Source organism: Hymenobacter psychrophilus (assembly GCF_900107135.1).
Lineage (GTDB): Bacteria > Bacteroidota > Bacteroidia > Cytophagales > Hymenobacteraceae > Hymenobacter > Hymenobacter psychrophilus.
Genome location: NZ_FNOV01000009.1, coordinates 231016 through 252045 on the forward strand (window position 1 = coordinate 231016; position 21030 = coordinate 252045).

At 60.6% G+C, this 21030-nt stretch carries 17 protein-coding genes; 3 read left to right on the top strand and 14 right to left on the bottom strand.

Annotation, left to right across the window (positions count from 1 at the left end; genetic code table 11):
* Positions 1-31: 31 nt before the first annotated feature.
* The 3 genes from BLW21_RS14935 to recA form a co-directional block, all read right to left on the bottom strand.
* Complete coding sequence (locus BLW21_RS14935; protein WP_245711914.1) at positions 32-730, bottom strand: response regulator transcription factor; 699 nt, start codon at positions 728-730, stop codon at positions 32-34.
* Positions 731-1053: 323 nt separating this feature from the next.
* Entirely contained in the window at positions 1054-1845 is a 792-nt protein-coding gene (locus BLW21_RS14940) for a DUF3108 domain-containing protein (RefSeq protein ID WP_245711911.1), read from the bottom strand.
* A gap of 242 nt (positions 1846-2087) precedes the next feature.
* Positions 2088-3248: a recombinase RecA gene (gene recA, locus BLW21_RS14945; RefSeq protein ID WP_394331656.1), complete on the bottom strand. Its 1161-nt coding sequence runs from the start codon at positions 3246-3248 to the stop codon at positions 2088-2090.
* 206 nt (positions 3249-3454) lie between these two features.
* On the opposite strand from recA, the gene BLW21_RS14950 reads away from it, so the two are divergent.
* Positions 3455-4645: a hypothetical protein gene (locus BLW21_RS14950; RefSeq protein WP_139255231.1), complete on the top strand. Its 1191-nt coding sequence runs from the start codon at positions 3455-3457 to the stop codon at positions 4643-4645.
* A gap of 73 nt (positions 4646-4718) precedes the next feature.
* Here BLW21_RS14950 and BLW21_RS14955 read toward each other — a convergent pair whose 3' ends face one another.
* Positions 4719-5297, bottom strand: coding sequence for a GNAT family N-acetyltransferase (locus BLW21_RS14955; RefSeq protein ID WP_175470988.1), 579 nt, complete (start codon positions 5295-5297; stop codon positions 4719-4721).
* A gap of 210 nt (positions 5298-5507) precedes the next feature.
* On the opposite strand from BLW21_RS14955, the gene BLW21_RS14960 reads away from it, so the two are divergent.
* Positions 5508-6392, top strand: a complete 885-nt coding sequence (locus tag BLW21_RS14960) for an SDR family NAD(P)-dependent oxidoreductase (protein ID WP_092741449.1) — start codon at positions 5508-5510, stop codon at positions 6390-6392.
* 114 nt (positions 6393-6506) lie between these two features.
* Here BLW21_RS14960 and BLW21_RS14965 read toward each other — a convergent pair whose 3' ends face one another.
* The 8 genes from BLW21_RS14965 to guaB all read right to left on the bottom strand — a co-directional run bounded on the left by BLW21_RS14965 (position 6507) and on the right by guaB (position 16919).
* Complete coding sequence (locus BLW21_RS14965; protein WP_092741451.1) at positions 6507-6950, bottom strand: hypothetical protein; 444 nt, start codon at positions 6948-6950, stop codon at positions 6507-6509.
* 111 nt (positions 6951-7061) lie between these two features.
* A complete protein-coding gene (locus BLW21_RS14970; protein WP_092741453.1) occupies positions 7062-8024 on the bottom strand; it encodes an AAA family ATPase in 963 nt (320 codons plus the stop codon).
* A gap of 110 nt (positions 8025-8134) precedes the next feature.
* A complete protein-coding gene (locus BLW21_RS14975) occupies positions 8135-9523 on the bottom strand; it encodes a peptidylprolyl isomerase (protein ID WP_139255232.1) in 1389 nt (462 codons plus the stop codon).
* A 289-nt stretch (positions 9524-9812) separates the two neighbouring features.
* Complete coding sequence (locus BLW21_RS14980; protein WP_092741455.1) at positions 9813-12185, bottom strand: peptidylprolyl isomerase; 2373 nt, start codon at positions 12183-12185, stop codon at positions 9813-9815.
* A gap of 124 nt (positions 12186-12309) precedes the next feature.
* A complete protein-coding gene (locus tag BLW21_RS14985; protein ID WP_092741457.1) occupies positions 12310-12723 on the bottom strand; it encodes an ATP-binding protein in 414 nt (137 codons plus the stop codon).
* A 34-nt stretch (positions 12724-12757) separates the two neighbouring features.
* Positions 12758-13087, bottom strand: coding sequence for an STAS domain-containing protein (locus tag BLW21_RS14990; protein ID WP_092741459.1), 330 nt, complete (start codon positions 13085-13087; stop codon positions 12758-12760).
* A 14-nt stretch (positions 13088-13101) separates the two neighbouring features.
* The gene (locus BLW21_RS14995; protein ID WP_092741461.1) at positions 13102-15198 is read right to left on the bottom strand and encodes a PP2C family protein-serine/threonine phosphatase; all 2097 of its coding nucleotides are present in this window, start codon (positions 15196-15198) and stop codon (positions 13102-13104) included.
* A gap of 248 nt (positions 15199-15446) precedes the next feature.
* Positions 15447-16919 (bottom strand): IMP dehydrogenase, encoded by a 1473-nt coding sequence (guaB, locus tag BLW21_RS15000; RefSeq protein WP_092741463.1) that lies wholly within the window; start codon positions 16917-16919, stop codon positions 15447-15449.
* 213 nt (positions 16920-17132) lie between these two features.
* On the opposite strand from guaB, the gene BLW21_RS15005 reads away from it, so the two are divergent.
* Positions 17133-17975, top strand: a complete 843-nt coding sequence (locus BLW21_RS15005) for an oxidoreductase (RefSeq protein WP_092741465.1) — start codon at positions 17133-17135, stop codon at positions 17973-17975.
* Between the two features lie 80 nt (positions 17976-18055).
* Here the strand turns inward: BLW21_RS15005 and hrpB are convergent, their stop codons facing one another.
* Together hrpB and BLW21_RS15015 are read right to left on the bottom strand one after the other, a co-directional pair.
* On the bottom strand, positions 18056-20587 hold the full coding sequence (hrpB, locus tag BLW21_RS15010) for an ATP-dependent helicase HrpB (RefSeq protein WP_092741501.1): 2532 nt from the start codon (positions 20585-20587) through the stop codon (positions 18056-18058).
* A gap of 130 nt (positions 20588-20717) precedes the next feature.
* On the bottom strand, positions 20718-21030 hold a 313-nt coding region (locus tag BLW21_RS15015; protein WP_139255233.1), incomplete at its 5' end, for a transposase.

The window sequence follows — 21030 nt, forward strand, 5'->3', positions numbered from 1 at the left end:
AGGTTTTTGGGTTCTTATCCCGATTAAAAGCCTAGTCTATGTTGAATTTATAGCCAACTCCCTTAATCGTCTGGATGTGGTGGTCGCCGACTTTCTCGCGGACTTTGCGCACGTGCACATCCACGGTGCGGGCCAGCACAAACACGTCGTTGCCCCAGATATTCTGCAGCAGCTCGTCGCGTCCGAAAACCTTGTGGGGCGTGGCGGCCAAAAAGGCCAGCAACTCGAATTCCTTTTTGGGAAGCGTGATTTTGCGTCCGTCCTGATACACGGCAAAGCCTGTGCGGTCGATGGTCAGGCCGTTGATTTCGATAGTATCGGAAATGTGCTGGGGTTCTTTGTCGCGGCGCACGTAGGCGGCCAGGCGGCTGAGCAGGGCACGGGGCTTGATGGGTTTGGCAATGAAGTCATCGGCGCCGGCATCAAAGGCGGCCACTTCCGAAAACTCCTCGGCCCGGGCTGTCAGGAAAATGATGTAGGTATCCTTGAACTTAGGCAGCTCGCGCAACTGGCGGCAGGCAGCAATCCCGTCGAGGTTCGGCATCATCACGTCGAGCAGCACAATGTCGGGGCCGAACTGGGGGGCCACTTCCAGGGCCTGGCGGCCGTCGGCGGCGCTGGCTACCACGTAGCCTTCCTTGCGCAGGTTGTATTCGAGCAGCTCCACGATATCGGGGTCATCATCGACTACCAGAATCTTGTAAGCATTGGGGTTGGTGGCTGGTTGCACGGGTAGGGGTGGTTTAGGGTAGAAGAGCAGGCGGGCCGATAAAAGTACAGCCGGCCGGCCTGACCGGCGTATTATCGTTTCGTTACCTGAACTGCGACGCTTGCCTTGCGGCAAAGGTTGTGGAATGGGCCACACGAAATCGGCCAGCGCGCCCGGCCGGGCCGGAACGGTACCGGCGGCGGGTATCGGCACTGGATGGTAGCGGGCGGGGGCAGGTAGCAGCATCGGAAAAAAGCAGCGCAAAAGGTGAGCATAATCCGTCTGGCCAACTGGCCCGGGCGAAAAAAAAGCGGCCCCGATTGGGAGCCGCTTTATAAAATGCATTAGTTCTGGGCTACCATATTGAGCCGGTTTCGCAGGCCTTTATACTTGTAGAGGTCAACTTTCACGGCCCCCACGAACATATCGGCCTGAATAAGCACCGGGACCTTGTTCTGGTCGTCGGAGAGGTAGACAGATACCGCGTTTTCGCCCTTGAATATCTTGTTTTTAGGCATTTTAGGCACCAACCGGATAGCGCGAATGGTACCGGCTTTCGTGGAAACTGTTTCGCGACCCTTGTAAATCACGTCCATTGGCAACATTTCCTCGTCGAAGAAGCCCTGCACCCGAATAACTTCACCAGGCCGGCGCAGGTCGTAGTTGAGCGTGCGCAGGTAGTAAAAGCCGCTGACGATGTCCTGCACGTTGCTTGGGACTTTGAAGGTGCCGCGCTTCACGTCGTTCTTGTCCTTCTTGTAGCTTTCGACGCTGGCTACGTCCCGCTGATGATCGAAATCAACAGTTTCGCGCTTGCGGTAGTTGTTCTCCTCAATGTTGCGAAAGAAGCGCTGGGGCTGGATGCTGGCCGTGTCGATGTAGGAGCGCCAGGTGTCGCGGATGCGCAGGAAATAGTCGAATGAGCCGATGGTGCGGCCCGTAACGGTAGCCCGATAACAGGGCCGCTCGTTGATGCGGTGCAGGTTATCATCGAGCTCGATAGTGGCGTCGGCCGCATTAATAAGACCGTAGTGGACCTTATACTGCAAGGTTTCACCCGTATCGAAGCTGTTGTTGCCGGCCGAGCGAACCGTTTTTTCGGCGGGTTCGAAAGCAGCCAGACCCGTAATCAGCAAACAAAGTAAAAGTGGAAGCAGAAGCCGGCGGCGAGTAACCATGAGCAGGTAAGAAACGATGAATCGGTCGATTCATTCCAAAAGCGGTGCCAGTAAAGATAGGTGGTTTTAGGCAGGGCGAAAATATGGCTCAGGGAAACGAAGGCAACGTTGCCAGACACGCGTGGTAGTCGGCTGCCGGCAATCAAAAAAAAAGCTCCCCCGGATACCGGCGGAGCTTTTTTTTTAATGCAGAAACAAGCTTATGCTTCTTCCTCAGCCTCTACAGGCTCCACCGTTTCTTCGGCGTCTACGGTGCGGTCTTCATCCAAGGCCGCCAGGGCCTCCTCGGGGCTGCCCTTCACCTTGGCCCGAATCTGGGCTTCGATTTTGTCGGCCAGCTCGGGATTATCCTGCAGAATGGTTTTTACGCCCTCCCGGCCCTGGCCGAGGCGGTTGCCATCGTAGCTGAACCAGGAGCCCGATTTAGCAATAATGCCCATATCGACGCCCAGATCGAGGATTTCTCCCACTTTGGAGATGCCTTCGCCGTAGATAATATCGAACTCAATCACCTTGAAGGGCGGGGCCACCTTGTTCTTGGCCACCTTCACCTTGGTGCGGTTGCCCGTGATGTTGTCCTTATCCTCCTTGATCTGGCCGATACGGCGGATATCAAGGCGAACCGAAGCGTAGAACTTGAGCGCATTACCGCCGGTGGTGGTTTCGGGCGAGCCGAACATTACGCCGATTTTCTCGCGCAGCTGGTTGATGAAGATGCAGCAGCAGCCGGTTTTGTTGATAGTGCCGGTGAGCTTCCGCAGGGCCTGGCTCATGAGACGGGCGTGGAGGCCCACCTTCGAGTCGCCCATGTCGCCTTCCAGCTCGCCTTTTGGTACGAGGGCGGCCACGGAGTCAATCACGATGATATCGATGGCACCGCTGGAAATCAACTGGTCGGCAATTTCGAGGGCCTGCTCGCCGTTGTCGGGCTGGGCAATCAGCAGGTTGGCCGTGTCGATGCCGAGCTTGCGGGCGTATACCGGATCGAAGGCGTGCTCGGCGTCGATGAAGGCCGCAATGCCGCCCTTTTTCTGGGCTTCGGCAATGCAGTGCATCGTGAGCGTGGTTTTACCCGACGACTCGGGGCCGTATATTTCCACCACGCGACCCTTGGGCAAACCACCCACGCCGAGCGCAATATCGAGGCCGAGCGAGCCGGTGCTGATAACTTCAATGTCCTGCAGTACCCGGCTGTTGTCGAGCTTCATGACGGTGCCCTTGCCGTAGTTCTTATCGAGCTTTTCGAGGGTCAGCGCCAGCGCCTTCAGCTTCTGTTGCTGCGGGGTCAGGTCTTTGCTATCGGCTTTGTCGGCTTTGTCAGCTTTCTCAGCCTTATCGGCTTTGTTGGAGTTTAAGGCCATCAGAAAAGGGGGTAAGTAGATTTGCTTAGGTTTGGTGAAAGTAAGGCTTTTTACCAGCCCATGCAACCGCTTGAGGCGACCCCGGGGGCTGGCATCTGGTAACGCCGGCCGACTATATTTTGTGCCCGCAATGCTAAAGAAATTCGTTGAATTCAGTAGATTTTTTTGTGCTAAGATTTTTAGAAATTAAGCCCGCCTACAGGTCCTTGATACTGACGTTGCTAGCCGGGCTGAGCAGCAGCACTATGGTGCTGGCCCAACTCGATAACCGAGCCTTTACCGCCGGCATGCCGGGCGCCGGCCGCCTCGGCGCCAGCCTACTGGGACCTGCGGAGGCCCCCGCGGCCGATGGCACTCCGCCCACGGCCGGCGACCTGCACCTCTCCCTGCGAGCCTTCACGTTCTTCAAGGACAACGAGTATTTCAACTCTATTGCCGATGGCTATACGCTCTTTGGCACCCAACTCAACCCCCAGCTCGCTTACTACCCCACGGCCAACCTGCGCCTCGAAGGCGGCGTGTTCTTGTGGAAGGACTTCGGGACGCCGCGGCTGCGGCAGGTGCGCCCCACCTTCCGGGCCACCTACGCTAAGGGGCCGCACGAAATCACGCTGGGCAACATCCGGCCGCACTTAAACCACGGCTATATCGAGCCGCTGCTCAATTTCGAGCGCGTGATGCTGCGGCCACTTGAAGAGGGCCTGCAGTACCGCTACCGCGGCTCGCGGCTGGCACTGCTCGACGTGTGGGTTGACTGGCAGCGGCAACAGTACCGCAACAGTAGCTTTCAGGAGGAAATTGCCGGTGGCCTCAGTGCCACGGTGCGCCTCACGCCCGAAGGCAGCCCGCTGCTACTTACGCTGCCGGTGCAGTTCACGGCTACCCACCGCGGCGGCCAGATTGATACCGTTGACCAGCCGCTGCAAACCTATTTCAACGGCGCTACCGGCCTCGAAGCCCGTTACCAGCTACCCAATAGCCAAACTGCTTTGCGCCTGCAGGCGTATGGCGTAGGCTTCTACGACAAGTCGTTTACCTACGAGCTGCCGTATAAGCGCGGGACGGGGCTGTACCTCAACGCCACGGCCGAAACCCGCTTCCTGAACGTGATGCTCAGCTACTGGCAGGGCCAGCGGTTCCTTTCGCCCCTCGGCGGCGACCTGTACCAGGCGGCTTCACGCACCGTTTCGAACCCCGGCTACGTAGAGCCGCACCGCCGCCTGTTGTTCCTGCGGCTACTGCGCGACTTTTCGCTCGGCGACGCTGCCGCCCTCACTGTGCGCGCCGAACCGGTTTATGATTTCCAGCAGAAAACCACCGATTTCTCCTTTGGTGTGTACCTTAACTTCCGGCAGCAGTGGCTGCTGGGGAATGTTGGGGGCAGGGTAAGGAAATAAGAATGCGCTTGCAAAGGGAAATTACCGGTCATCCTTTGCAAGCGCAATAGTACAAGCCGCTGGCCTCGTCAACTCAGCGTTTCAGTATATAATACAGCACATTCGGGCCACCGCTCAGTACCCGTTGTAGCCAGGGGCGGGGGCGAACCGGTAGCAGGCGGAAACCCAACCCCTCGGCCACAGCTGAGCTACGCGGGTTGTCGGGTAGGCAACGAATGAGCAGGCGCGCGGCCCCAAGCGTGTTGAAGCCGAAGGCCACGGCCGCCGCCAGTGCCTCGCGGGCGTAACCCTGGCCCTCGGCCTCGGCATCCAGGTAGTAGCCGATTTCGAGGGTGATGGGAGCATTCCAATTAGGCTTGAGGCTGATGTCGCCGAGGTAGCGGCCATCGGGGTGGTGCCAGATGCCAAGCACGTAGAGCCGGCCGGTACGCCAGTCGTGGCGGAACTGTGCCAGCAGCCGGGCGCTGGCCTCGACCGAGCTGGCCGCTGCCTCGCGTTTCGGAAACGACGGGCGCAGCCGGCTACGGTTGGCGGCAATCAGCGCAAAAAAAGCGGCCGCGTCGTTGTTGTCGTCATCGAAATTGTAGGGCCGCAGCAGCAGGCGGGGCGTAAGCCGGGGGGCGGGGTCGGGGGCAGAGGTGGGGGCGGACAAAGGGGCGTTGATAATTTGGAACAGCAGACGGCACAAACGCAGCGCAGAGCCGCAAAGCGTGGCCCACATCGATGAGGAGAACGTGGCGCCGGAAACCCACCACGGTAATAGTCGTGCAAAAAACACCCTTACCAACCCACCGATCAGTCACTATTTACGCGGCGGCGGGCCGGCAAAGTTTGTTTTCTTGCTTCTAAACTTACCTCAGTTATGGCAGGCAGACTTTTGAACAAAGTAGCTATTGTAACGGGCGGCGGCTCGGGCATCGGTGAAGCTATTTGCAAACGCTTCGCCCGCGAAGGAGCGGCTGTCGTTGTCGTGGGTCTAAACTCGGACCCCGTGCGCGACGTGGTAGAAGAAATCCTGGCCAGCGGTGGCCGGGCCATCGGCTACCTTGGCGACATTTCGCGGCAGGATACGGCCAAGTCCTGCGTGAAGGCGGCCGTGGATGAGTTCGGGTGGCTCGATATACTCATCAACAATGCCGGCGTATTCCCGGCCACCGCCGAACTGGACAAGTATCCGGTAGACGCACTCGAGTACATGATTAAAAACAACATCTACCCGGTGTTTATGAGGACCCGGTCGGCGCTGCCGGCGCTGCAAAAAAGCAAGGGTACTATTGTGTCGGCCGGTTTCGAGGCCGGGCACATGGGTTCCCTTATGATTACCCCTTACGGAGCTACAAAAGCGTGGGTAATGACGTTCAGTAAGGGTTTGGCGGTGGAGCAGGCCAAGCACGGTGTGCGCGTCAACTGCGTCGGCCCCGGCCCCATCGATACGGCCTGGACCCACAAGGAAACCGGCCCGATGAACGCGAAAATGGAGAAGAATACTGTCGACGGCGTGCCGCTGGGTCGCCGCGGTACCCCCGAGGAAGTTGCCAACGTGTACCTGTTCCTGGCTTCCGACGAAGCCAGCTACGTAACCGGCGCTACCTATTTCGTCGATGGTGGCGTCACGATTTCCACGAGCCTGCCGGGCGAAGATGTGCCTTCGCACCTCAAGCAGCAGCCCCCGCAACACCTCAAGTTAGCGCACCGCAAAGCCGGCAATGCCAAAGTGCGCGAAGACGCTACGGCTTCCATGTCCTAAATTTCCGGACCACGAGTTAGCACGGATTTCTGTGGAAGGCTAAAAACAGAACAGCCACCTCAAGCGAGGTGGCTGTTCTGTTTATCAACAGCGGCAAAGCGGAAATACCTGGTCTTAGCTTACGATTTGTAGGCCTACGCCGGAGCGCGACTGGGGCGGGCTGCCAAGGGCGTGCTGGTTGCGCATCACGTTTACCTGGCGGGCAGCTTCGTTGAAGTATTCGAGCCGGCGAATGAGCATTTCCTTGGTCAGCACGCGGCCTTCGGGAGTGCGCATCAGGCTTCTTTTGTCAGCCAGAATCCGTTGCATCAGCGCTTCGTTGTGCGCTTCGTGGCTCTGGAACTGGGCCAGAAACTCGCGCACTTGCTCGCGGGGGGCAAGGTTTTCGGAGAGGCGAAACTGGCCGCCGCCCTGGTTGAGTACCTGGCTCAGCACGTATACTTCCAGCGGCAACGATACATTCAGGGCCGTTGGGCTGATATTGAGGCCCGCATCGAGGCCGCTGAGGATGATGACGAGGTTGCGCTCAAACTGCGTGTAGTAACCGGCTGCTTCCATGGTTAGGTCTTAGATAGTAAGGGCTTAGGTTTTAGATGCTATGTTGGGACGCATAAAGGGCAGGACTACAGTCGTCATTCAAGCCCTAAGTCCCTAACACCTACTACCTGTTCAAAGTAACTCTTTCACCAACTGGTCCACCGTAATGCCCTCGGCTTCGGCCTTGAAGTTGCGCACGAGACGGTGGCGTAGGATGGGCAGGGCCACGGCCTGCACGTCCTCGATATCGGGCGAGTACTTACCGTGGATGAGCGCGTGGCATTTGGCCCCCATAATGAGGTGCTGCGAGGCGCGCGGACCAGCGCCCCACTCCAGCAGCTGGCTGGCGCGGGCAGCGGCCCGGGGAGTATTCGGACGGGTTTTATGCACCAGGCCCACCGCATACTCCACCACGTTGTCGGCTACTGGCACCCGGCGCACCAGTTGCTGGAAAGCCTGGATTTCGGCTGCATGCAACACCTTTTCCACCTTTATCTGGCGGTTCGAGGTGGTGTTTTTTACGATTTGCAGCTCCGCCTCATAGCTAGGATAGTCCAGCTCGATGTTGAACATAAACCGGTCGAGCTGGGCCTCAGGCAGCGGGTAGGTGCCTTCCTGCTCAATGGGGTTCTGGGTGGCCAGCACGAAGAACGGGCGGGGCAGCGCGTAGCGCTTGCCCGCCACGGTTACGGCGTACTCCTGCATGCTCTCGAGCAGGGCGGCCTGGGTTTTGGGCGGCGTCCGGTTGATTTCGTCGGCCAGCACGATGTTGGCGAAAATCGGCCCCGGAACAAAGTGAAAGTCACGCTCCTTGTTGAGCGTTTCCGAGCCCACAATGTCGGAGGGCATCAGATCGGGCGTGAACTGGACGCGGTTGAACGATAGGTCCAGCGAGTCAGCCACTGTTTGGATGAGTAGCGTTTTGGCCAGCCCGGGCACACCTACCAGCAGGCAGTGGCCCTGCGAAAACACGGCCGTCAGCACCAGTTCTACCACGTCTTCCTGCCCAATAATGACTTTGCCGATTTCGCGGCGCAACTGCTGGTAAGCGGCAGCCAGCGCGTCGGCGGCTTCTTTATCGGAGGTGAAGAGCATTCTTGGGGAGGAGCTAGGGGTTAGAAGCTAGGAGCTAGAATCTGGTACAAGAAAGAAGCCGATAGTATAAGCACGGCATTCTGTCTCCTAGCTTCCAACTCCTGACTTCTCTAATTAATCGAATTCAGGAGCTGGCAGCCGGCGTACTCGGGGTCTACTTCGAGGTACACGGTGCCGCGGTTGAGGGCAAACCAGGCGTCGAGGGCTTTGTTTTTCTTCTGGTTGAGGGCGGCGGCGGCAATCTTCTGGTAGTCGTCGTTGAGGTTGGCCTGGTGGGGCGGGCTGTTCGATTTCAGGTATAGAATGCGCACGGCGTCTTTGCCATCTTCGGTGCGGTAGGGCAGCGGCGGGCTGATGCTACCTACCTTCATCGTATCAATGGTGAAGAAAATGGCCGGGTCGAGCTGGTCGAGGGGCAGGTAGGTGCTGGCGTCGCGACGGTTTTGCAGCAGGCCACCGTTGCCGCTGGTCAGCTTGTCGTCGGAGTTGTCCTTGGCGGCCTTGGCGAAGGTCAGGCTGTCGCTCATAACGCGCAGGCGCAGCTTGGCCAGCTCCTTTGAGGCCTCATTGGTGTCGGTGGTGCCGGTTTCGGGCTTGAGCAGAATATGGCGCGTGCTGTACGAGTCGCCCTTGCGCTCGATAAGCTGGATGACGTGAAAGCCAAACTGCGACTCCACAACCGGCGAGATGCCACCCGGTTCCAGGCGCAACGCGGCGGCCTCGTATTCGGGTACCAGCTCGCGGCGCTTAAAAAAGCCCAGGTAGCCGCCCTCCACGGCCGAGCCGGGATCCTGCGAGTACTGCTTGGCCAATGTGGCGAAATCCTCGCCGGCCACGATGCGGGCCCGCAGTTCGTTGAGCTTGGCCTGAGTGGCCTGCTTCACCTTGTTGTTGACCTGGGCTATCTTCACAATCTGGCCTACTTCTACCTCTGAAGAATAATAGGGCAGGCTGTCTTTGGGCATGCGGCCGAAGTACTGGCGCACCTCGCGGGGCGTCACCGACACCTTGCCGGCAATCTGATCCTGCATTTTTTGCTGAATCAGCTGTTCTTTCACCTGCGTACGCAGCTCGTCCTTGATTTGCTTGAGCGGCTTACCGTAATATTCCTCCAGTTTCTGCTCCGAGCCAATCTGCTGCACAAAATAGCCCATGCGGCGGTCTAGCTCGTTTTTCACCTGGTTATCGTCCACTACCACCGAGTCGGTTTCGGCTTTGGCCAGCAGCAGCTTATTGAGGGCCAGGCTCTGCAGAATCTTGCACTTGGTGTCGGGCGGTAGCGGCTTGCCCTCGGCTTGGGCCAGCTCCTGGTTGTAAACACCCTCCAGGTCCGACTTAAGCACAATCTGATTGTCGACCTTGGCAATGATGCCGTCGACCATGGTGCGGCCTACCGGGCGGCCGACGCCCAGCTGCGCGTGGCCAGCCGAGGCAGAAACAACCAACAACGTCAGGCTCAGCAGGGCTTTAAAGGCTGGTACTCGCAAAAAAATACGCATGAATATGGTTCTAATGCCCGTCCCGGCAATATGCCTGGAAAAGGTTTGGCAAAGGGTTCAACGCCGAAAGCCGCCCGTAAATTTCGTTATAAATCCTTGCACCGGCAAAAACCGCGCATTGCTCTGGTTACGGGAGCCCGTTTTAGGGTAAAACGTTGCATCGGCAGGAGGGCGCCGGGCCTTACTATTTATCTTCCTGAGCAACGCAAAGGACCTACACCGAAGCTATTCTCTCTGGAAGTTAGCTTCGGTATAGGTCCTTTGCGTTGCTCAGCAGGACAAGCGGCGACTACTTGGTTATGAGCTTGTCTACCTCACTCCGGTTAATTTTTACCGGATTCTGGGCCTTTAGCTGCTCCAGCCACTCTTTTTCCAGGAAGTTCTGGTAGTCGGAAGTGGCCTGACCGCGGGCTTCGTTGAGGGCTTTGGGGCCGGCGGGCAGCTGCTTATCGATGATGACCGCGTAAAAGCGCCCATCCATTTCGGTCTGGTACAGGCCGGGGGCGCTGGTCAGGAACTTGTCGGCTACCTTGTTCTCGCCCTTGGCAAAGCTGCGCTGCTGAATTTGCACGGCCAGCGGGCTTTTCTCGTTGAGCCGCTGCTCAATCAGGGTCGGGTTGCGGCTCAGCACGGTCAGCAGCAGCACATCGGTAGCCGTGGCATACTGCTTGGCCTGGCTGCTGCTACCGCTCATCAGCTTCACCCGGCCAGCGCGCACACCCTGGCCAACAAGGTACTGCTCCACGGCAGCCTGGCGCTGAGCGGCTAGCTTGGCAGGCACTTTGGCCCGGCTGGAAGCAGTTGCATGCACCAGCATCGTAGTGTCGGCTTCCAGCATGCGGCCGGCCAGCTCTTCGAGCGCCGCTTTGCTGGCGGGCAGCAGTGTGGCAGTACGGGGCTGGAACTTCAGTACGGCCGGAATGCCCTCCGTAACGGGTAGGTAGATGCTGGCTGTAACCGTCGTTTTTAACTCAGCCGGGTTGGGGAAGTAGTCCTGGGCCTGCCTCCGCAATACAGGCGTGGCCGCGCTGATGACGGTAGCCTGCACCCGCGGGCCCCACTGGTAGCTGGCCTGGTTGGCGGCGAAGAACTGCTGCAGACCCACGGTGTCCTCAATGGCCTTGCTCCACACCTTTTCGTCCATCAGCTGGAACAGCAGAATACCATCGCGGTATTCCTTCACCAGCATGCGGTAGTCCTCGTACTTGTTTTCGAGGTTGGACTTTTCGTACTCGGTCAGGCGCTGGTCCACGTACTGGTCGTAGAGCTGCTGCATAACAAAGCGCGGCTCGGCCCCGGCCGGGCGCTGGCGCTGGCTCTGCTGGGCGTAGGTCAGAAAATCCTGCACCAGGTAAGGCTGGCCCTGAATGGTGAACAGTGCCGCGTTGTCGGTGATAGTTTTGCTGGCTTTACCGGTGGCGGCGGCCGGAGCCGAGTAAGCGAAACGGCCCTTCACCAGTGAGGTGTCGGCCTTGGCCAGCACGTATTCCTTCACGGCCGGCACTTCCACGAAGTTGTTTTCGCGGCGCACCCGCTTGAGGAAGGCGGCGCGGTTGAGCTCGGAGCGCGAATCTTTGGAAACCTTGCTTTTGAGCGTGGGTTCCATGGTTTCAAACGAGGGTACGGGCTGCTTTTCTAGTAGCTTGATGATGTGCCAGCCGTAGGGCGTCTGCACGGGCGGCGCAATATCGCCGGGCTTTTGCAGCTTAAAGGCGGCCTCCTCAAACGAAGGAATCATGCGGCCGGTGCCAAAGGCCGGCAGCTCGCCGCCGTTGGGCGCCGAGCCGGCATCCTCCGAAAACTGACCAACCAGCTTGTCCCAGTTTTCGTTGCGACGGGCCAGGCGGGCATACAATTCGTCCACCTTCTTTTTGGCCGTGGCCGAGTCGGCGGCGGGCATGCCGGGCGTGGCCCGCACCATCAGGTGAGCCACTTTGATTTCGCCCTGGGCGGCCCGCACGTTGTCCACCTTAATCAAATGGTAGCCGAAGCGGGTGCGCACCGGCGCCGATACCTGTCCGGCCGTTGTGGCGTAAGCCGCCGACTCGAAGGGATACACCATCTGCATGGCCGTGAAGTAGCCCAGCTTGCCACCGTTGCCGCTGCTACCGCGGGCCGAAGGGTCGTCGGAATTCTCGCGGGCCACTGCATTGAAGTCCTCGCCGCCCTCCGTAATGCGGCGGCGCAGGCTCATGGCCTTCTCGTAGGCGGCGAGAGTGTCTTTGGGCGCCGCGTCGGGGGCCACGGTTACCAGCAGGTGCGAGGCGCTGATTTCCTTGCTCAGGCGGTCGTAGGCCTCGCGCACCAGTTGGTCGGTTACGCTTTTTTCGGTGAGGTAGGGCTGGGCCAACTGCTGCCGGTAGCCATCCAGTTCCTGCCGGAAAGCCTGGGTGGTATCGAGGCCGCGCTGTTCGGCGGCCAGCACCTTCAGCTTGAAGTTGGTGTAGAGGTCGAGGTATTCCTCGACGCTGGCTTTGGTGCCGAAGGTAGGGTCGGAGCCATTGTTTTTACGATACACGTAGGCAAATTCCGCGGCTGGAACGGCCGTAGTGCCCAGGGTTTCAACAGTGGCGGCCGAGGCAGTTGTGGCGGGCTTGGTAGCCTGGCACCCGGCCAGTAGGGCAGCCGCGGCAGTGCCGGCAAACAAAAAACGGTGGTGCATATGAAGAAAGAAGGGAATCGGCGGGCGTAGTTCCGGGCCGGACCAACGGCCCGGAGGAGGGGACTACAATTTTACGGATTTTTTCCCAGCGGCCGAGGTAGGCTGCCCGGGCCGTGCCGCTGGTTCAGGTCAGGCTCTTGTAGAGGCGGCAGACGGTGTGCTCACCGGTCGTGCTGTACTCCACCCGGTCCATAATGCGGTTGACCAGCATCATGCCCACGCCGCCCTTCTTGCCCACGCGCACAAATTCGCGCAAATCGGGCTCCTGATACGAGCCAGGCGAGTAACTGGAAGGCGCCCCGTCCTCAATCTCGAAGCCAAACTCGTGGTCGCGCACGTCTATCCGCACATCCAGAAACTGCCTTTCATCTTCGGCATTTGCATGAATGATGAAGTTGGCTACCACCTCATCAACGGCTAATACCAACTGGTTGACGAGTACTTCCGATAGGTGCTGCCCGGCCAAGTAGTCGCTCACAAAATCGCGCACCACCTTTAAGTTGCGACGATTGCAGCTAATACGAATGACTTGTTTCATGCCTTGGGGATGCGGGCAGAGCAGTTTAGGAACTTTAAACGGCGGTAGCTTCCGCTTCCGATGGTACAATGGTCATCAGCGAATCGAGGCCCAGAATCTCGAATACGTTGCGCACCTTTTCCTGCATATTGAAAAACACCAGCTTTACATTGGCGTCCTGGAAAGTCTGCAAATGAGAGATGAACACCCCCAGTCCCGCTGATGAGATATAGTTCAGTTGCTGGCAGTCGATGAGCACTTTCTGGGTGCGCAGAATTTCAGGCTTGCTCAGCTCGGTGTCGAGCAAAACGGAAGAGCTGGCGTCCAACTCCCCGTTGAGGGCCAGCGTGAGCGTAGTATCGGTAGTGTGTTGCGTTATTTTCATGGCTTGAAGCTACGTTAAAGCCCGGCTTCGGGTTGGGCCGACCGGAATTTTATCACGAGCAGCGTCTGGTCGTCGTGCATGGGTTGGGCCCTGGTGAACTCGTGCAGGTCGGCCAGAATGTGGGCCTTGATCTGGTCGGCATCGAGATAATATGACTCCTCCAACATGCGCTGCAGGCGTTCCTCGCCGTATTCGTCCTGGGCCGCGTTGCGGGCTTCCACAATGCCGTCGGTGTAAATCACCATTACGTCGCCGGGGTTGTAGTCGTAGAACTGATTTTTGATGTGTTTCTCGTAACCACCGTGCCGGATGATGCCCAGCCCCAGCCCGGCCGTCTGGAAGTACGATACTTCCTCTTTGATGGAGTGGTAGTAAAGCGTGTGGCAATGGCCGGCGCGGGCAAACACAAAGCCCCCATGCTCATAATCGATGATGTAGAGCGAGGCCGTAATAAAGGCCGATTTTTCGAGGCAACGGCCCAGCGCGTCGTTGGCCTGGGTCATGAACTGGCTGGGCACCGGAAATTTCTCCCGTTCGGTGCGGGCCAGCGGATTCTCCTGCATCAGGGCGTGGAAAATGCCCTTCATCTGGGCCACGTGGAAAGCGGCCGTAACGCCCTTGCCACTTACGTCGCCGATGAGCACGGCCAGTCGTCGGCCCGGCAGGTGCAAAAAGTCGTAAAAGTCGCCCCCGACTTCGGTAGCAGCCACCGCGTAGGAGCTGATTTCAAACCAGTTATCAATCGGTAGGTTTTTTGGAATCAGGCTATCCTGAACAGCCGAGGCAATCTTAAGCTCGTCCTGCACGCGCTGGGTGCGTAGCGAGGCCTGAATAAGCTGCAGGTTTTCGATGCTTAGTACTGTTTGGCTGGCGAAGGTTTGCAGGATGCTCAGGTTTTCGCGGTCGAAGGCCTGCGTTGGTTCCTGCAACAAGTAAATATTGCCATACTGGCGCTTGCTGGAGCTGAGCGGCATCACCATCAGCGAGCCAAAGGGCAAGTGTAGCTGGCGAAAACTGCCGCCCGACAGGTCGTTGTTGAAATATTCCAGGTTGCCGAGGTTGAAATCGGTCAGCAACTCCCGAATAGCGGTGGCCTGGTCGGTGGGCAGCCGGTGGTACAGGTCGTAGCGGTCATCGTCGGCGTTGGCCTCAATGTGCAGCCAGGCCGCATCGGCGCGGGTGGTCTGGATAGCTGAATCGAAGAACATCTGGTACACTTCGGCCGTCGTCTGGCCCCGCTGAATGAGCTGGGTGAGGCGTTGCATACTCAAAATCTCCTCGCGCTTCTGCTCGAATACGCCCGCCGTGGGCAGGTTGAAAAGCGTTACCAGCAGCCCCGTTAGGGCGTACATCGCCGCGAAGAAGGCATTGAGTAGCAGAAAACTATTCTGGGTGGCGGGCCCTACCAACCGCAGTATAGGCTGCGTGGAGGTGAAGTATGCCACGAAAACGCCCATCACCCCGATTACAGCCAGCTGCAGCAGTACGGCTTCAATCTTCTGGCGGCGGCTCAGGTAGGCTACCCACTTCTGGCGTCCGCTCAGGTAAGCGCCAAAGGCGGCCAACACGCCCAGCAGTGCCGATGATAAAGCGACAGGAGGCGAGAAAGGCAGCAGCCGCAGCAACAGCGTAATACCGAGCATTACCTCGAATGCAACCCACTGCCGCCGCAATCGGTCGGTGGCCCGAAACAGCACCAGTGCCCGCCAGGCATAGTTTGTACGGGCCAGTAGCAGCACAAACAGCCCCAGGTTAAGCGTATAGAATGCCGTATTCAGCACCGAGCCCGAAATGGTTTCGGGGCCTACCAATAACTGCATCAATTTGTGGGCCCCCACGCCGGCTACTGCCAGCAATGCCGAGCCCAGCAGTAGCTGGCGCAATAGCCCAATGAAATCGACTCCCCGCAGGCGCTCCGGGGCAATCCGCTCGCGCAGAAAAACTAAAGCAACAAACAGGGCCTGCAATACCAGAACTATCCCGCCCGTCTGAGGCAACTGCCATCCGCCCAGCCCCGGGTGCGCGTAGAGCAGCGCGGCCGCCAGCAGCGCCAGCCAGCTCAACAACACGGCTACAGACAGCAGGGGAAGAGGTTTCCGAAGAACGGACATGCAGACGAAATAAGGAAGAGCTGACCCGGGCGAGGGGTGCGGCGGAAGGAAATAGGAGGACAAGATACGTGCCCCGTTGTTATTAGGACAATTCCATCGTGGTAGCCGGCCATTACCCGACCCAGCGTCGGCCGGCCAGCGCGTTTGCCCGGCAGCGTTAAGGTGCTGGTATCAGCTGGTTACTAAAAAGAATACCCCGGAAGCGGGGCTCCGGGGTATTGGCATAAACTTAAACTAAAGACGGGCTTTTAGCGGCTGCTGTAATTCGGCGACTCGCGGGTAATCTGCACGTCGTGGGGGTGCGACTCGCGCAGGCCGGCTCCGGTGATGCGCACGAAGCGCGCCGTCTGGAGCGCCTCGATGGTGGGCGTGCCGCAGTAGCCCATGCCGGCGCGCAGGCCGCCCGTTAGTTGGTAGAGCACCTCGGCGGCCAGTCCTTTGTAGGGCACCCGGCCCACAATGCCCTCGGGCACGAGCTTCTTCACATCGTCCTCGGCATCCTGAAAGTAACGGTCCTTGCTGCCTTCCTCCATCGCCTCTACCGAGCCCATGCCGCGGTAGCTCTTGTACTTGCGGCCCTCAAACAGGGTCATCTCGCCGGGGGCTTCGTCGGTGCCGGCCAGTAGCGAGCCAATCATCACGGTGCTGGCACCGGCGGCCAGGGCCTTCACCACATCGCCCGAGTACTTGATGCCGCCGTCGGCAATAACCGGTACGCCGGTGCCTTCGAGGCCGCGGGCCGCTTCGAGCACTGCCGAAAGCTGGGGTACGCCAATGCCGGCCACGATACGGGTAGTGCAGATGCTGCCGGGACCCACGCCCACTTTCACGGCGTCGGCCCCGGCATCGGCTAGGGCGCGGGCGCCCTCGGCGGTGGCCACGTTGCCGGCAATAACTTCGAGGTCGGGAAACTGCTGCTTGAGGCTGCGCACGGCGTCGAGCACGCCCTTGCTGTGGCCGTGGGCCGTATCCAGGCTTACTACATCGACGCCGGCCTCCAGCAGGGCGGCGACGCGCTCCATCAGGTCGGCCGTAACGCCCAGGGCGGCACCCACCATCAAGCGGCCCTGCTCGTCTTTGCTGGCATTGGGCGTGCGGCGGCGCTTGCGGATGTCTTTGTAGGTGATGAGACCTACCAGCCGGCCTTCCATGTCAACAACGGGCAGCTTCTCCACTTTGGAGTCCTGCAGAATGTCCTCGGCGGCGGCCAGTTCGGTACCGGCTTTGGCCGTTACGAGCGGCATGGTGGTCATTACCTCGCTCACGGGCCGGCTCATGTTCTTCTCGAAGCGCAGGTCGCGGTTGGTGAGGATGCCCTTGAGGTGGCGCTGCTCGTCGATGATAGGAATGCCGCCAATGTTGTGCTCGCGCATCAGCTGCTTGGCCTCGGCCAGCGTGGCAGTTTCGGTGAGCGTGAACGGGTCGAGAATCATGCCGCTTTCCGAGCGCTTCACGCGGCGCACCAACTCGGCCTGGGCCCGGATGCTCATGTTTTTATGAATGATGCCGATACCGCCTTCCTGGGCCAGGGCAATGGCCATTTCGGCCTCGGTTACGGTATCCATGGCCGCCGACACGAAGGGCAGCTGCAGGCGGATGCGGCGGGTGAGCGGGGTGCCGGTGCTAACGTCGCGGGGCAGTACCTCGGAGTAGCCGGGCAGCAGCAGCACATCGTCGTAGGTAAGGGCCTCGAAGGCAATTTTGGCGGCGTGGTCGGCCATGGCAACAAGAGAGTAAGAAGGTGGCTTGTTGCGGGTCAAAGTTAAGGCGCAGAGTTGGGTTTCGGGTTATGAGCCGACCGGGTTTTTCAGAAAGGAGCCTAAAAGGTAACAACCGGCCTTGGGCTACGGGCAGCAAAACCTAGGGCCCGCTCTGGCAGTTATAAGGCCCAGCCGCGCTACTCCGGCGCGGCCACTACCTATCTACATCAGCTCATGGCAACTACCAAAAACTGGTTTATTACCGGCGTCAGCTCCGGATTTGGGGCCTCCCTGGCCGACTTGCTGCTCGAAAAGGGCGATAAAGTAGCCGCCACCTTCCGCAAGCAGGAGCAGGCCGACGAGTTTACCAAAAAAAGCAAGGGCCACGGCCATGGCTTTGTGATGGAGGTAACCGACGAGGCCCAGGTTAAAAAAGCCATTGCCGATGCCATTGCCAAGCTCGGTTATCTCGACATTATCGTAAACAATGCCGGTTACGGCTCGCTGGGCAGCATCGAGGAAATCGATGCCGAAGAAGTGCACCGCCAGTTCGACGTGAACGTATTCGGCCCGCTGCACGTGCTACGAGCCGTGCTGCCCCATTTGCGCGAGCGGAAAAGCGGCCACGTGCTCAACATCACCAGCATCGGCGGACTGAAAACCTTCCCCGGCGTGGGCGTTTACAACGCTAGTAAGTTTGCTCTCGAAGCCATCGGCGAAAGCCTGGCCCAGCAGGTGAAGCCGCTCGGCATCAAAGTCACCAATATCGAGCCCAGCGGCTTCCGCACCGAGTGGGCCGGTGCCTCGGCCACCTACGTCGATACCAATATTGAGGACTACCGTAGCACCGTGGGCGAAAACCTCAAAGGCATCCAGAGCTACAGCGGCAACCAGCCCGGCGACCCCGACCGCGCCGCCCAGATCATGTACGACCTCGTGCACGCCGAGGGCGACGCGCCCCTGCACCTGCCGCTGGGCAAAGCCGCCGTTAAAGGTGCCCGTGAGAAGTTTACCGCCTTGGTAAAAGAACTGGCCGAAGTGGAAGAAACCGGTGATTCGGCCGATTTCCCAAGCTAGGTTTTATTCTTTTAGAGCATAGAAAAAGCGTGTCATTCTGAGCTCCGCCCAGAATGACACGCTTTTTCTATGCTCTACACTCAACGCAAGCCGTTTTGCTTTTTGGTGCCGCGCACGGCCTGGGCTTCGAGCGGGTTTTCGGGCCAGTAGTGCTTGGGGTAGCGGCCGCGCAGTTCCTTGCGCACCTCGAAGTAGGAGCTGGTCCAGAAGCTGCGCAGGTCGCGGGTAACCTGCGCCGGGCGGTAGCCGGGCGAGAGCAGGTGCAGCGTGAGCGGGACCCGGCCGTCCCCCACGGTAGGCGTGTCGAGCAGGCCGAACACCTCCTGCAGGCGCACGGCCAGCACTGGTGTCTCGGGTGTAGCATAATCGAGGCGGATGCGTGAGCCGGTGGGTACTTCGAGGTGGGTGGGGGCGAGGCGGTCCAGTTCCTGGCGCTGGCCCCAGCCGCCCGGCAGCCGCCCCAGCAGCGCCTCCTGAAAGTCAATCCGGCCCAGCTCAGCCATCGACTTCACGCCCGTTAGGTAGGGCCCCAGCCAGTCGTTTAGCTCCGCCAGCAGTGCCTCATTCGACACCTCGGGCCAGTTGCCGGGGAAGTGATGATGGACAAAAGCCAGCCGTTCGCGCAGCTGCGCGGCCGCCTCGCTCCAGGGCAGCCCGGCTATTCCGCCGGCCTGCACCGCGCTCAGCAGGGCCGCGGCTACCAGGGCCGGGTCGGGGTTGGGCAAGTGAACATCGGACAGCATTAGGGCCCCGAGGCGGCGCAGGCGGCGGGCTGTTACGCGGCCGGCGGCTTCATCCCAGCGCACTTCGTCGCGGGTTTCTATCTGACTAGCAAAATGCTCTTCCAGCTCGGCCCGGCTCAGGGGCGCGGCCAGGCTGGCGCGGGGCTGGGCAGTATAGCCATCGAGGGCGGCCACGGCAAAAAACTGGTCCTGTTGCCCGAAGAACTCGGCCGGCAGCGTGGCTCGCTGGCCGCTGAGCAGGCGTACCCGTTCGGGTGTTTCGCGCTGGGCCAGGCGGTCGGGGTAGGCGAGGGCGGCCAGCAGCCCAGCCGCATCAGGCTGGATTTCACCCTTCGCGCCGGCCCGCTGACGCAGTACGGTGGCTGCCTCGCGCACCCGGCGCAGGCCGGCCGCATCGGGCAGCAGGCCGGGTAGCGGGGCACGGCCGGTGTGCAGGGCTTCGAGGCGCAGGCGCAAGTCGGGCGGGCCAAATGAGCCGTCGGCGGGGCGCAGAATGTCGCGCTCGGTGAGCAGCGCAGCCAGCGCGCAGGCCGTGGCCCCATGGCCGATTTGCTGCCCCCGGGCCACCAGATGGGCCAGGCGCGGAGCCAGCCCCAGCCTCGCCAGGGCGCGGCCGTGCGCGGTGGGCGGCCCGGCCGGCGTAACAGCCTCCAACCGCACCAGCAGCTCGCGGGCCTGGGCCAGCGCCGGGGCCGGCGGCGTGTCCAGCCAGCGCAGACTATCGGCCGCGTACGCACCCCACAAGGCCAGCTCTAGGGCCAGCGGGCTCAGGTCGGCGGTCAGGATTTCGGGCGGCAAGTGCTGCGGTAGCTCGCGGAATTCGGCTTCAGTCCAGAGGCGGTAGCAGGTGCCGGGGCCCAAGCGGCCGGCGCGGCCCCGGCGCTGGTCGGCGGCGGCCTGGCTGGCGGGCTCGGTGCCCAACGTGGTGAGGCCGGTGCGCGGCTCGAAGCGCGGAATCCGGGCAAAGCCGCCATCTACCACGATGCTTACGCCCTCAATAGTAAGGCTGGTTTCGGCAATGCTGGTGGCCAGCACCACCTTGCGGCGGCCGGCCGGGGCGGGGCGCAGGGCGGCGTCCTGCTGCTCGGCCGGCAACTCGCCGTGCAGCGTGTGGATAATGATATGGTCGGGTAGCGAGGCCAGCTTGGCGGCCACCCGGCGCTGGTCGGCCAGGCCGGGCAGAAACACCAGTATGTCGCCGCTGGGGTGGGCTTGCAGGGCCTCGCGCACGAGCACCGGCACCAAATCCTGTAGCTTTTCGTGGGGGCGGCGCGAGGCGCTGGCGGCCCGTTGGGGGCTCAGGTACTGCGTCTCAACCGGAAACATGCGGCCCAGGCTGCTCACTACGGGTGCCGCCAGCCAGCGGCCCAGCCGGTCGGCATCCAGCGTGGCCGACATGATCAAGAGCCGCAAATCAGGCCGCAACACCTGTTGGGCATCGAGGGCCAGGGCCAAGCCCAGGTCGGCCTGCAGGCTGCGCTCGTGAAATTCGTCGAATAGGACCGCGGCTACGCCTTCCAGCGCGGGGTCGTCCTGAAGCTGGCGGGTGAGGATGATTTCGGTGACGACTTCGATGCGGGTTTTAGCAGAAATCTTGCTTTCCAGCCGCATGCGGTAGCCCACCGTCTGGCCCACGGGTTCGCCCAGCAGCTGGGCCATGCGCGTGGCCGCCGCCCGGGCCGCCAGCCGCCGGGGCTCCAGCACAATTATTTTCTGGCCCGCGCACCAGGCCGCTTCCAGCAGTGCCAACGGTACCAGGGTGGTTTTGCCCGCGCCCGGTGGGGCCTGCAGCACGGCCACATGGTGGGTTTCGAGCGTGGCGAGCAGCTCGGGCAGGGCGGCGGTAATGGGCAGGTCGGGAAGGTGCATTGGTTCAATCATTGTTTTCTCGCAGAGGTCCGCGGAGGGATGCGCAGAGGTAAAAGGAGGGCCTCTTTTTAACCTCTGCGCATCCCTCCGCGGACCTCTGCGAGAAATTCAACCTAGACTGTGTGGACAGTCATCGGAGCCAATCGAGGGCGGCGAGCAGGTGAGCGCCGGCTAAGAAGCAGGTGGCGGTTTTCTCGTAGCGGATGGCAAAGCCCCGCGCCTCCTTAAGCCGGCCAAAGAAGCGTTCGACTTTGTTGCGGTCCGCATACAGGTTCTCATCATAGGCCCGCTGGTCTATCCGGTTGGCCTTAGGCGGAATCACGGCTTGCGCGTGTTGCCCGGCCACAGCCGCTAGCACGGCGTTCGTGTCGTAGGCCTTATCGGCCACCACAGCGCCGGGCTTTTCGGGCAGGGCGGCCAGCAGTTCCGGTAGCACGGTGCAA